The sequence below is a fragment of the Rhizobium sp. PRIMUS64 genome (genome assembly GCF_023006465.1).
GTDB classification, from domain to species: Bacteria; Pseudomonadota; Alphaproteobacteria; order Rhizobiales; family Rhizobiaceae; genus Rhizobium; species Rhizobium leguminosarum.
This window is the reverse complement of the sequence record NZ_JALBGX010000173.1, coordinates 1-12,745: the sequence shown is the minus strand read 5'-3', so window position 1 is coordinate 12,745 and position 12,745 is coordinate 1. Positions and strand designations below refer to the sequence as shown.

Genomic DNA, 12,745 nt, shown 5'->3' with positions numbered 1-12,745 from the left:
CGGCCTTGCCTGAAGCGACACCTGCCCAGCCGGATGCCGCCGCTCTCGGAACGACCACTCCGGCAACGGAAGCTGTTCCGCCCGCCGCCGAACAGGCGCAGCCGGAAGCAACCCCACCGGCCGGTAGTGACCATCTGACCGACATGACGCCGCTTGACGGCGAAGGGGCAGCGACCCTTGCCCCTCCCGGTCCGTCCGGCGCAGCGCAGGAAACATCGGGCTTCGTTCCCGCACCCGCACCGCAGGCCGCCATCACCGTTCCCGACACCGTCCAGCCGAAATCGCTTGCCGATGCGGCGAGCGGCGGCGATGCGCTGGCGCTGTTCGAAATCGGCGCGCGTTATTCCGACGGCCGCAACGGCATGACGGTCGATCAGAAGCAGGCGGCGAACTGGTACCAGCTTGCGGCCGACAAGGGCTTTGCGCCTGCGCAATACCGGCTCGGCAGCATGTACGAGAAGGGCAACGGCGTCGAACGCGACATCGCCAAGGCAAAGGGCTTCTACGAGCAGGCGGCCAACCAGGGCAATGCCAGCGCCATGCACAATCTCGCCGTCCTCTACGCCTCCGGCGCGCTGGGCCAGCAGGATTATGCAACGGCCGCTTCGTGGTTCACCAAGGCTGCGAACCTCGGCATCACCGACAGCCAGTTCAACCTGGCGATCCTCTGTGCTAGGGGCAACGGGGTTCCGGCGGATCTCGAAGAGTCCTACAAATGGTTTGCGATCGCCGCCAAGGCCGGCGACAAGGATGCGGCGCAGAAGCGCGACGAAGTGGCCAAAGCCATGAAGCCCGACCAGCTCGAACGGGCGCGCGGCAAGGCTGATCTCTGGAAGCCGGAGCCGGTCGACCACCGCACGAACGCCATCGACATCCCCGACGAATGGGCAGGCACCGGGGCGAAGACGGCGACCGTCGACATGAAGAAGGCAGTCCGCAACATCCAGGCGATCCTCAACAATAACGGCTTCGACGCCGGAGTGCCGGACGGCGAAATGGGCGCGAAGACCGTGACCGCGATCAAAAACTTCCAGAAGTCCGTCGGGCAGGAGCCGGACGGCAAGGTGACCGATGCGACCGTGAAGGCGCTGCTCGAACACAACAAGCAGGGCAGCAAGGCGATCTAAAAGGGCCTGGCGGCATTACAGCGCCGCGCGTCTTTTCAGACGCGATTGACGCTGTAACCCGCTGAATTACTGCTTAATTTATCCTTCAATTGAAATCGATTGAAGGATAAACTATGCGGTAGGCCGCAAGGCTTTTTCCAATTTTGCCGTCGCCTGTCACAAAACCTGAAAAAAGCCGGATTATGCCCGGACATATCGATCCGCGCATCCGGCGAATCCTCTGCCACCGATCTCTCCGCCAATCTCTATGGCTAATCACGGGGCCGATCGAAAGCCTCTGGCAACGATTTCACAGTATGGTGCGCATTCGAACGGGGACGTGACAAGAAACCGCCCGGCAGGAGCGGTCATCATTCGGGGTCGGCTGTGACAATCTATCTGCCCATCGCAGAATTGTCGGTGAACATTTTCATCATTCTCGGCATGGGGGCGGCCGTCGGATTCCTGTCTGGAATGTTCGGCGTCGGCGGCGGCTTTCTCATCACCCCGCTGTTGATCTTCTACAACATCCCGCCCGTCGTCGCGGTCGCGACCGGCGCCAACCAGGTGGTGGCGTCGTCGATATCGGGCGCGATCACGCATTTCCGGCGCGGCTCGCTCGACGTCAAGCTCGGCACGGTGCTGCTGGTCGGCGGTCTTACCGGGGCGACGGTCGGCATCTGGATCTTCTCGCTGCTGCGCGCCATCGGCCAGCTCGATCTGATCATTTCGCTGATGTATGTCGTCTTCCTCGGCACCGTCGGCGGACTGATGCTGCTCGAAAGCATCAACGCCATGCGGCGAGCAGCGCGCAACGAACCGCCCGCACCGCGCAAGCCTGGCCACCAGCACTGGGTGCACAAGCTGCCGCTGAAGGTGCGTTTCAAGAAATCGAAGATCTATCTCAGCGTCATTCCAATCGTCGCACTCGGCTTTGCGATCGGCATCCTCACCTCGATCATGGGTGTCGGCGGCGGCTTCATCATGGTGCCGGCGATGATCTACCTGCTGCGCATCCCGACCAATGTCGTCGTCGGCACCTCGCTGTTCCAGATCATCTTCGTGACCGCCTATACGACGATCGTGCAGGCGGCGACGAACTTCTCCGTCGACATCGTGCTTGCCTTCATCCTGATGGTGGCCGGTGTCATCGGCGCGCAATACGGCGTGCGGGTCGGCCAGAAGCTGCGCGGCGAGCAGCTGCGCGCCCTGCTCGGCCTACTGGTGCTTGCCGTCGGCCTGCGTCTTGCAATCGCGCTGGTGGTGGCGCCGGCCGACGTCTATTCGGTGGTGATGGGAGCGGGCAACTGATGCGCCTGGCTGTTTTCGTCATCGCGTTGCTTTGCCTGCTGCCGGCCTCTGCCGGAGCCCAGTGGCTGCCGGGGCAGGCATCGGAGGCGGTCCGTGAAGGGTTGGAAATCGGCACGTCGACCAGCGAAATCGCCATCACGTCGGATTTCCACGGCGCGGATCTGACCATCTTCGGGGCGCTCTCGAATACCGACCAGCTGCTGCTGGCCGTCGGCCAATATGACGTGGTCGTGGTGCTGGAAGGCCCGCGCGAGGATGCGACGGTGCGCAAGAAGGAACGCGTCTTCGGCATCTGGGTGAACACCCGCTCGATGACCTTCGAAGCGGTGCCGCATTCCTATTCGATGTCGAGTTCACGCATGATCGACGACATCGTGACGCCGCTTGACCTGATCGATCAGGGGATCGGCATCGACCACATTCCGCTGACGCCGGTCGGCTTCGTCGGCGACGGCAGCAATCTCGGCGAGTTCCGCGAGGCCTTCCGGCGACTGCAGCAGGGCGGCGGGCTCTATGACCGCAATCCCAGCGGCGTGCGGTTCGTTTCCTCCAACCTCTTCAAGGCGAGCCTGCGCCTGCCGGCAAACATTCCGAACGGCGTGCACAGCGTGCGCGCCTATCTGTTCAAGAGCGGCATTTTCGTGACCGAGAAATCGCTGCCGCTGCGGGTCATCAAGACCGGCATCGAGCAGACGATCACCGATGCTGCGCATGATCAGCCGATCCTCTACGGCTGTGCGGCGGTGCTGCTCGCCGTGATCACCGGCTGGGGTGCCAGCCTGATCTTCCGTAAGGACTGATCCGCCGCAAGGCGCTCAAGCGGATTTCTTCCTGAAAATAGGCTCGGCAAGACAACCGGGCACGAAGAGCCTGCCCGGCGGTAGCTGCTTGCCCGGATGTTTTGGCGGCAGTTCATCCATGCCTCCAAAAACCGCTTGCATTTCGCTATCAGTCGATCTAGTTTTCAACCAGTTGTAATTCGCAATCGGTTTTATCTCGGTTGGCAATTCAGAAGGAGGATGGAAATGAGAAAGCTTGTTGTCTGGAACCTGATGACGCTCGATGGTTATTTCGAAGGCACGAAGCCGTGGGATATCGACTTCCACAATCTCGCCTGGGGACCTGAATTGCAGCGCTATGCCGAACAATTCGGGAGGGAAGGCGATCTGCTGGTATTCGGCCGCAAGACCTATGAGGGCATGGCCTCCTACTGGCCAAGCGCCGAGGGCGAAGGTGAGATCAAAGCCTATATGAACGGCATCGCCAAGATCGCCGTGTCGCGGACGATGACCGAGCCCGGCTGGAACAATGCCCGTGTCGTCAACGATCCGGTCCCCGAACTGACGAGGCTGAAGCAGGAGGACGGCAAGACGATCTTCATCTTCGGCAGCGCCGAGCTTGCCGACAGCCTGCTGAAAGCGGGGCTTATCGACGAAATCAGGGTTTGCCTGGTGCCTGTCATTCTCGGCGGCGGCAATCCGCTTTTCAAACAGGCAGAGGGCCAGGTGCCGCTGAAGCTCATCGAATCCTCGACGACGGAAGGCGGCGCGGTAATCCTGCGCTACGAACCCGTCAAGGCTTAGCGGCGCTCACCCATTGAGATTTTGACACGATGCCGTCCCGATGGTCAGGCCAGAGTATCCATCCCTGGTCGCACAAGAGAGCAGCCTGGGAAGTTCGCATTCGACTAAAAACCGGTTTTTAACATTTACGAGTTAGTAATCTCTCGGAAACGAGAGGTTTTGTCATGCGTACTCGTATCGTTCTGACGGCCATGGGTCTCGCGCTGCTTGCCGGCTGCGCAACGGCGCCGAAGCAGACGAGGAACATCTGTGCCGTCTTCGACGAGCGCGACGGGCTTTTCTCCAGCTGGCAGAGTGCCGCCGAGCGGACGGAGAAGAAATACGGCGTGCCCGTACCGATCCTGATGGCGACGATGTATACCGAATCCGGCTTCCAGCCCTATGCGCGGCCGCCGCGCACCAAACTGTTCGGCTTCATTCCCTGGACCCGGCCTTCGACGGCCTACGGCTATTCGCAGGCACTCGACGGGACCTGGGATCACTATCAGTCGCAGACGGGGAACTGGACCGCGCGGCGGGCGAACTTCGCCGACGCGATCGATTTCATCGGCTGGTATCACTACCAGAACAGCGTGGAGACCGGCATTCCGCTGAACGATGCCTATAATCTCTATCTCGCCTATTATTCCGGGCCGACGGGATACAAACGCGGCGACTGGCGCTCGAACGGGCAGCTGCAGCAGACGGCGCAGAAGTTTGCGCGGATGGCCGGGACGTATCAGCGGCAGTTGCAGGAGTGCGATTGAGGATAGTTTGAGGGCGTGCCATGTCCGCCCCCCTCTGCCCTCAAATAACAGGCGCTATCCCCACAAATTGCCGTATCTGACAGAATAAATCCGGTCCTTGCCGAGCAGATGCGCGATCAGCGACCCCCGGTCGAAAAGACCGTGCATCGCCTTATGGCGAAGGTCGAGACCGCCGCTCATGACGCCGAAGGCCGGCATCAGCAGGCGGGCGCCGTCGGTGGCAAAGCAGGGGCGGCGGACGGATTTCTCGCGGCGGCGGACGGTCGCCGACGGATGCAGGTGGCCGGCGATCTCACCACTCTGCAAGCCGTTCTTCGGCTCGTGCCGAAAGGTCAGGCCGGCATAATGCATCTCGTCAGCGGATGTGCCCGGCAGATCGACGATGCCATCCGGATCATGGTTGCCATTGATCCAAATCCATTCGCGGCCGCGGGCCATATTGACGATCAGCGTGCGGAAATTCTCCGGCAAATGCTTCGAACCGATGCGGTCGTGGAAATTATCGCCGAGCGAGATGACGAGCTTCGGATCATAACGCGAGATGACGGCGGCAAGGACGGTCAGCGTCGCCAGCGTATCGTAAGGCGGCAGCATCATGCCGCGGCGGGCGAAGGCTGCGCCCTTTTCCAGGTGCAGGTCGGAAACGACGAGCAGGCCGGCATCGGGCAGATAGAGGGCGCCGAGCGGATCACAGACCGCGGCAATGCCATGGACCGATGTCTCGATGCCCGGCATGGCGGCCAGTCCTGATATGTCGCGCGCCAGCGCCAGGCGGTTCATCACGGTCGTCATTCCCAAATCGTCGTCGGGCCTAAATCGTCGTCAGGCCTAAATCGTCGGGCCCTAATTCTCATCAGGCCCGATTCTCGTCAAGCGAGCGCTTCGGCGATCAGATCGTCCGCCGCTTCGGCGAGCAGCGCGTCATGGGCCTCGCCCGGCACCGCCTCGCGTCCGATTTCCAGCATCACCGGCACGGCGAGCGGGGAAATATGGTCGAGAGCGCGGTGGGTGATGTGGCCCCTGATTCGTCTCAGCATATCGCCAAGACGGCCAATATCCAAAAGTCCCGTCGCCGCATCCTGCCGCGTCGCCTGCAAGAGGATGTGATCCGGCTCGTGGCTGCGCAGCACGTCGTAGATCAGATCGGCGGAGACGGTGATCTGGCGGCCGCTCTTTTCCTTGCCCGGATGACGGCGCTCGATCAAGCCGGCAATCACGGCGCAATTGCGGAAGGTGCGCTTCAACAGGAAGGATTCGTCCAGCCAGGCTTCGAGATCGTCGCCGAGCATGTCTTCGTCGAAGAGGTCGGAGAGGCTGAGCCGGCCATTGCGGATCATCAGCCCCATATCCTCGAGGCCCCAGATGGCAAGCGAATAATCGGTGGCGACGAAACCAAGCGGCTTGGCGCCTATCCGCTCCAGCCGGCGGGTCAGCAGCATGCCGAGCGTCTGGTGGGCGAGACGGCCTTCGAAGGGATAGGCGACCATGTAGCCGCGGCTGCCGCGCGGGAAGGTTTCGATCAGGAACTCGTCACGCTTCGGCAGCATCGACTTGTCGTTCTGCAGCGACAGCCAGTCGCGCACCTGATCCGGCAGGTGGCGCCAGCGATCGGGATCGGCGATCATCGCCCGCACCTGCTCGGCGAGATAGGTCGACAGCGGAAACTTGCCGCCATTATAGGAGGGGATCTTCGGATCGAGCGAGAAGGCCTGCGACGCCAGGCATTCGTTCTCGCGAATACCCTCGAAGCGCAGCACCTTGCCGGAGAAGACGAAGGTATCGCCCGGCGACAATTGCTCGAGGAAATATTCCTCGACCTTGCCCAACGTAGCGCCGCCGCGGCCGATCCTGCCGCCCTCGCCGCGCTTGACCATGCGGATATTCAGCATCGGGCTTTCGACGATGGTGCCGAGGTTGAGGCGGTATTGCTGGGCGACTGCGGGATTGGAGACGCGCCAACGGCCCTCCTTGGTCTTGCGTATACGGGCGTAACGCTCATAGGTGCGGAGCGCATAACCGCCGGTGGCGACGAAATCGACGATGCGCTCGAAGGTCTCCCAGCTCAGATCGGCATAGGGCGAGGCGCTGGTGACTTCATCGTAAAGTTCCAGCATGTCGAAAGGTTCGGCGCAGGCCATGCCGAGCACATGCTGGGCGAGCACGTCGAGCGCGCCGCGGCCGACCGGCGGGGTATCCTGCGCGCCGATATAATTGGCGTCGAGGGCGGCCTGGCACTCCATGACCTCGAAGCGGTTGGCCGGCACAAGGATCGCCTTCGAGGGCTCGTCCATGCGGTGGTTGGCACGACCGATGCGCTGGGCAAGACGTGAGGCACCCTTCGGCGCGCCGACATGAATGACGAGATCGACATCGCCCCAGTCGATGCCGAGATCGAGGGTGGAGGTGGCAACGACGGCGCGCAGCCGGTTTTCGGCCATCGCCGCCTCGACCTTGCGGCGCTGGGCGACATCGAGGGAGCCGTGGTGGAGCGCGATCGGCAGGTTGTCGTCATTGATCGTCCAGAGCGCCTGGAACAGCATTTCGGCCTGGCTGCGGGTGTTGACGAAAAGCAGCGTCGTGCGGTGTTCAACCAGTTGCCGGTAAACATCGGGAATGGCGTATCGGGCGGAATGGCCGGACCAGGGAATGCGCTCTTCGGTCGACAGGATCGAGATATCGGGCTTGGCGCCGCCTTCGACGACGACGAGGCCTGCATGATGCTCGCTGCCCTCTTCCTGTCCGACCAGCCATTTCTGCAGATCCATGGGTTCGGCGACAGTGGCCGACAGACCGATGGTCTTGAAGCCGGGGGCAAGGCGGCGCAGGCGGGCAAGGCCGAGCGAAAGCATATGGCCGCGCTTGGAGGTGACCAGCGAATGCAACTCGTCGAGGACGATATATTTCAGGTCCTTGAAGAAGCGCTCGGCCTCGCGGTTCGCCAGAAGCAGGGCGACCTGTTCGGGCGTCGTCAGCAGAATATCCGGCGGGTTGAGCTTCTGGCGCTGGCGCTTGGCGTTCGGCGTGTCGCCGGTGCGGTTTTCTATCGTGACCGGCAGGCCCATCTCCTCGACCGGCTTCATCAGGTTGCGCTCGATATCGATGGCAAGCGCCTTCAGTGGCGAGACATAGAGCGTATGGATGCCGGTGAAGGCGGAGCCGGGCGGGATCCGGCCGCGACGGGTGAGATCGGTGAGCGAGGGCAGGAAACCGGCGAGCGTTTTGCCGGCGCCGGTCGGCGCGATCAGCAGCGTGCTTTCGCCGGCCTCGGCGCGGGCGAGCAGTTCCAGCTGATGGGCGCGCGGGCGCCAGCCCTTTTCCGCAAACCAGCGGGTAAAGGCGGCAGGAAGCAGGGCACGGGCTTCGGAATCGATCTGGTCCACGCCCTGAAACTAGTGAAACGCCGGGGAAAGAGAAGAGCGGCCAAAGCATGTCGCGCAAAAGTGTGCCGCGGTTTTGCGATAACGACATGCGTAAAAACAAAGACCTAAAGTGCGATGAGCGAATCTGAAAGATCGCGACGCGCTTTAGCAATTCACATGGCGATATAGCGATCCTTGCGGTGGTTGATGGCGATCGTCAGGTTGAGAACGAGCGCACCGAGCACCGAGCAGGCGATGATGAAGGGGCTTGCGACGAAGAAGGAGAGCGCCAGGATGACGCCGTCGAAGCCGAGCTGGACGAAGCCGGCGCGCCAGCCGAAGCGATCCTGGATATAGAGGGCGAGAATGCCGATGCCGCCGAGGCTGGCGCGGTGGCGGAAGAGCGCCAGCATACCGGCGCCGATGACGAGGCCGCCGAAGAGCGCACCGGCGATAGGATCGACATGCGCCATGCTGATGAAGCCCGAGATGAATTCCGACAGAACCGAGGTGAGCGCGATGGCGGCGAAGGTCTTGATGGTGAAGGCAGCGCCCAAGCGGCGGAAGGCGAGATAATAGAAGGGCAGGTTCACGACGAAGAAGCAGAGGCCGAAACCCAGGCCGGTCGCATAATGGGCGAGGAAGGCAAGGCCTGCCGTGCCGCCGGCAAGCAGCCCCGCGCCGGAGAGAAGCGATACGCCGAGCACGGCGAGCATGCTGCCGGCGACAATGCCCTGGGCGTCGTCCAGCAGCGAGTGACGATCGGCGCTGGAATTCAGAAGGCCTGCGAAAGCGTTGGATGCCATGTTGTTCCCCTGTCGGCTTTGCCGTCTTCTATCCAGGGTCAGGATAAAGGCAAGTGGCAAGCATCGCGGACACCGCTTGACAGCCGGCATAATCGTGGATATTTTTTATCCGCGAATTGAGGAGGCCAGGTGCATGAAGATGGGCGATGGGGTCGAGCAGGCCATTCACAGCGTTGCGATGCTTTCCGGCCTTTCCGAAGGCGGCGTGCTTTCGGCCGCCGCGCTGGCGGAATTCCACGGCGTCTCGACGAGCTATCTGCTGAAGCATCTGCAGGCGCTGTCTGGCGCCGGCATCCTCGATACGGTTCCGGGGCCGAAGGGCGGATATCGGCTGGCGAAGGCGCCGAAGGAGATTTCGTTGCTCGACATCGTGCTCGCGGTCGAGGGGTCTGCGCCGGCGTTCCGCTGCGCCGAAATCCGCCAGCGCGGGCCGAACCCGGTCTCCGATCGCTTGTTCGCCCAGCCCTGCACCATCAACGCGGCGATGCTGAAAGCCGAACGGGTCTATCGCGCCGAACTCGCCAAGACGAGCCTGGCCGATATCGGCATTGAACTCACCGCCGTCGACGACGGATCGATCGCAGCTAGAGGCTGCGCCTTCCTTGAAATCCATGAACGCAAGACGGCTCGTTGAGCCACCATCAAAGGAGAAAGACATGCAACCACGTTTCAACTTCGCCAAAGCCGCCCCCGATGCCTACAAGGCGGTCGCCGCGCTCGAGCAATATGTCCAGTCCTCCGGGCTGGAGCGTCGCTTCATCCACCTGATCAAGCTGCGCGCTTCGCAGATCAATGGCTGTGCCTATTGCGTCGACATGCATGTGAAGGAGGCCCGCCACGATGGGCTCAGCGAACAATGGATCAACCTGATGTGCGTCTGGCGGGAATCGCCGGTCTATGACGCCCGCGAACGGGCGCTGCTCGGCTGGGTGGATTCGGTCACCAATATCGCCAAGACAGGCGCGCCTGATGCCGACTACGAGACGCTGAAGGCGCATTTTTCTGAAGAAGAAATGACGAAGATCACGGTGGCGATTGGCGCCATCAACATCTGGAACCGGCTTGCCGTCGGCTTCCGCTCGCAGCATCCGCTCGATGCTGCAACGAAGGCAGCCTGAGATATCTGCTGAGAGGGAAATCATCCTTGCAACCGACCCGAAAATCTCGGGTCGGTCGAATATCGGATCATTCGTGATCCCGAGTGGCCCGTACGGCAACGGCGTCAAACCGATTGCCCGGGAGGTCGATGCTGTTGAATATGTCTCGGACGACTTTCGCAATTTCTTCTGCGGAAGCGCCCTTGGCGTATTCTTCCTGCATACGGCGTCTGACAAGTTTTTCCAAATCTGACATAGTTCACCTCATCAAATCCGGCGCGAGATGAGTTTCGCGCCGAGACCGATCACAGGCAAGTTACGTTTTATTTAGAATGGCTTACCGATTGGTAATGTTAGCATCTCGCGCAAAAGTGTGCGGCGGTTTTGCGATAACGACATGCGTAAAGTTAAAGCGCGATGTAGCGATCAGCCCGGTGATTGATGGCAACGAAGAGGTTGAGGACGACGGCGCCGAGCACGGAATAGAAGACGACAGGCGGCGTGGTGACGAAGAAGGCGGCGGCGAGCACGCACATGTCGATGGCGAGCTGGACGAGGCCGGCTCGGATGCCGAAACGTTCCTGCAGGTAGATGCCGAGAATGCCGACACCGCCGAGGCTGGCGCGGTGGCGATAGAGCGCCAGCAGGCCGAAGCCGAGCAGCAAGCCGCCGAGAAGGGCCGCCCAGGCCGGATGGATGCTCGAAATGGACAGAAAGCGCGACTGCACATCGGCAATCACCGAGGTCAGGCCGATGGCGATGAAGGTCTTGACGGTGAAGGCCATGCCGAGGCGCTTCCACGAGAGATAGAAGAACGGCAGGTTGAGCAGGAAGAAGGCAAGGCCGAAATTGACGCCGAAAGCATAATGCAGGAGGAAGGCCACGCCGGCGGTGCTGCCGGTGAGAAGGCCGGCGCTGGCGAGCACATAGAGGCCGAGAGCGGCAACCAGGCTGCCGGAGAATATGCCCTGCACATCTTCGATCGGGGTGTGGCGCGTCGCAGTCGTATTCCAGAAGCCAAGGGCATTGATGAGCTGTGTCATGTCGCCAGTCTCCACGGCAGACGATTTTAAAAAACGCGCTGGGAGAGGCCCGGGCGCAACGGAATTTTGCATAATGAAAGAAGCCGGAGCGCCTCGGCGATAATTGCCGGGCATCTCTGCAGATGCAGTGCAATATCGGGTTTTTCGGTCTTTTGATCAAGCAAAATAGGTAAGCAATGCTGACCTATTAAAAAATCGCAAGAAATGTTCGCTCACGCTGGTTTGCGCGTAAGGAACAGAATGCCGGCAACCGGTTTTCCGCCATCTTTGCGAATAACCGACTTGACGGTCGCAAGGATTTGCAAGCCATAACGGGCAAGAAGCATCCTGACATAGCTTTCCGAGTGGGCGTAACGCAGCGACTGAGCGAGATGAAAGCCCTCGCCGTCCCCGGCATCCTCGACGGAAAAGGCGATATCGGCGCCTGATGCAGCGAGTTCTCCGACGATGGCAAAGACGCTCTCGAGATTGCCGAGATACATCAGCACATCGGCTGCCGTCACCAGATCGGCGCGATGGCGCGCGGCCTCCGCAAACAGGCCGGAGAGCTCGGGCGCGAGCGAGAGATCGGCCTGGGCGAGACTGTCATAGACCCGTTTCTCGGCAGCCTTCACGAGCATATTCTGCGAGAGGTCGAAGCCTTCAAGGCGGTCGACATTGGCGCGGATCTCCGGGCCGAGCAGACCGGTGCCGCAGCCGAGATCGACGGCGTGTTCGTAGCGCCTGCCGGTGGAGGCGACGAGTGCTGCGAGCTTCTGCGGGACGTTGTAGTCGAGCTTGTCGACAAGGGCTGATTCGAACCGATCGGCATAGTCGTCGAAGAGGCGCTCGACATAGCGGCTCGGCGGCCGGTCTGGCGTGGCCGCGTCTCCGAGAAGGGCGAGCTTGAGGGCGGCGCCGAAAATGTCGTCGGGATCAAGGGCAAGCGTCCTGCGATAGGCCTCGATCGCGGCGTCACCCCTGCCCGCCTTTTCCAGATAGGTGGCGAGGCGATACCAGCCGGCGGCCCAGGCGGGCACGAGTTCGAGGGCCTGTTCCATCAGCTCAGCGGCCGCTTCCGGCTCGCCGCCTTCTTCAAGCATCCTGGCATAATCGGCGCGGCGGTCGGCGATAACGTCGCCTGAGGAAAGCTGGTGGGGCTGCATCAATGGACCTAATTGGTTGGCCCGCATTTGGCGGCGGCCACAAAAAAACTCAAGTCCTATTTCAGAGGCGAAGCGGCCAATTCCGGAAAGGGCTTGCGGGTGACACGCCGCGACCTTATTCCAAGGGCAAACAGGAGATGGCTTATGTCCGATCAGGCGAACAGGTTCCTCGGCGATTCAATCGGCCGTACATTGATAAAGCTTGTCGTGGTGTCGCTGATCGTCGGTTTCGTCATGACCGTCTTCGGCCTGACGCCGTGGAGCATCATCGATGGCGTCCGCGACTTCGTCCTGGAAATCTGGCATCGGGGCTTCTCGGCCCTCGGGCGCGTCGGCGACTATCTCATCCTCGGCGCGACGATCGTCATCCCGCTCTTCGTCATCCTTCGTCTTTTCAGCTACCGCCGGTAACATGACATCCATCGATCTTTCCAGGCGTGGTCTGCTGCGCCTTTCCGGACTTGCACTCGCCGCCGGCATCGCCGGTTGCACCACGACCCCGCGGATGGCCGGCACGCCTTCCGACGGCGAGGACGAGACGGCGAGCGT

13 protein-coding genes and 1 pseudogene are annotated in these 12,745 nt (G+C 61.6%); 9 read left to right on the top strand and 5 right to left on the bottom strand.

All coding sequences use genetic code 11. The features are described from left to right. From MOV76_RS35285 to MOV76_RS35265, 5 genes are all read left to right on the top strand, one after another. The coding region (locus MOV76_RS35285) for an SEL1-like repeat protein (protein ID WP_247266270.1) at positions 1–1,127 on the top strand (1,127 nt) is incomplete at its 5' end. 366 nt (positions 1,128–1,493) lie between these two features. Next, positions 1,494–2,417, top strand: a complete 924-nt coding sequence (locus MOV76_RS35280; protein WP_017966911.1) for a sulfite exporter TauE/SafE family protein — start codon at positions 1,494–1,496, stop codon at positions 2,415–2,417. Beyond that, positions 2,417–3,217 carry a TIGR02186 family protein gene (locus MOV76_RS35275; RefSeq protein ID WP_028731548.1) on the top strand — a complete coding sequence of 267 codons (801 nt, stop codon included), beginning with the start codon at positions 2,417–2,419 and terminating at the stop codon, positions 3,215–3,217. The genes MOV76_RS35280 and MOV76_RS35275 overlap by 1 nt, the downstream gene beginning before the upstream one ends. A gap of 225 nt (positions 3,218–3,442) precedes the next feature. Then, positions 3,443–4,000 carry a dihydrofolate reductase family protein gene (locus MOV76_RS35270; RefSeq protein WP_247266269.1) on the top strand — a complete coding sequence of 186 codons (558 nt, stop codon included), beginning with the start codon at positions 3,443–3,445 and terminating at the stop codon, positions 3,998–4,000. Positions 4,001–4,164: 164 nt separating this feature from the next. Continuing rightward, entirely contained in the window at positions 4,165–4,746 is a 582-nt protein-coding gene (locus MOV76_RS35265; RefSeq protein WP_018447621.1) for a transglycosylase SLT domain-containing protein, read from the top strand. A gap of 54 nt (positions 4,747–4,800) precedes the next feature. Here the strand turns inward: MOV76_RS35265 and pdeM are convergent, their stop codons facing one another. The 3 genes from pdeM to MOV76_RS35250 form a co-directional block, all read right to left on the bottom strand. Continuing rightward, entirely contained in the window at positions 4,801–5,526 is a 726-nt protein-coding gene (gene pdeM / locus MOV76_RS35260) for a ligase-associated DNA damage response endonuclease PdeM (protein ID WP_032998281.1), read from the bottom strand. 89 nt (positions 5,527–5,615) lie between these two features. Next, positions 5,616–8,126 carry a ligase-associated DNA damage response DEXH box helicase gene (locus MOV76_RS35255; protein WP_247266268.1) on the bottom strand — a complete coding sequence of 837 codons (2,511 nt, stop codon included), beginning with the start codon at positions 8,124–8,126 and terminating at the stop codon, positions 5,616–5,618. Positions 8,127–8,278: 152 nt separating this feature from the next. Next, entirely contained in the window at positions 8,279–8,911 is a 633-nt protein-coding gene (locus MOV76_RS35250; RefSeq protein WP_130728812.1) for a YitT family protein, read from the bottom strand. 133 nt (positions 8,912–9,044) lie between these two features. On the opposite strand from MOV76_RS35250, the gene MOV76_RS35245 reads away from it, so the two are divergent. Next, positions 9,045–9,545, top strand: a complete 501-nt coding sequence (locus tag MOV76_RS35245) for an Rrf2 family transcriptional regulator (protein ID WP_018244670.1) — start codon at positions 9,045–9,047, stop codon at positions 9,543–9,545. Between the two features lie 22 nt (positions 9,546–9,567). Then, entirely contained in the window at positions 9,568–10,029 is a 462-nt protein-coding gene (locus MOV76_RS35240; protein WP_018072447.1) for a carboxymuconolactone decarboxylase family protein, read from the top strand. A gap of 386 nt (positions 10,030–10,415) precedes the next feature. Here MOV76_RS35240 and MOV76_RS35235 read toward each other — a convergent pair whose 3' ends face one another. Together MOV76_RS35235 and MOV76_RS35230 are read right to left on the bottom strand one after the other, a co-directional pair. Continuing rightward, positions 10,416–11,051 carry a YitT family protein gene (locus tag MOV76_RS35235; protein ID WP_020493417.1) on the bottom strand — a complete coding sequence of 212 codons (636 nt, stop codon included), beginning with the start codon at positions 11,049–11,051 and terminating at the stop codon, positions 10,416–10,418. Positions 11,052–11,263: 212 nt separating this feature from the next. Further along, positions 11,264–12,196 (bottom strand): class I SAM-dependent methyltransferase, encoded by a 933-nt coding sequence (locus MOV76_RS35230; RefSeq protein ID WP_247266267.1) that lies wholly within the window; start codon positions 12,194–12,196, stop codon positions 11,264–11,266. Positions 12,197–12,340: 144 nt separating this feature from the next. Here MOV76_RS35230 and MOV76_RS35225 point away from each other — a divergent pair, with 144 nt between their 5' ends. Then, positions 12,341–12,607, top strand: a complete 267-nt coding sequence (locus MOV76_RS35225) for a DUF6460 domain-containing protein (protein ID WP_028731556.1) — start codon at positions 12,341–12,343, stop codon at positions 12,605–12,607. Between the two features lies 1 nt (position 12,608). Then, positions 12,609–12,745, top strand: a pseudogene (locus MOV76_RS35220) (CAP domain-containing protein); the annotation flags it as partial.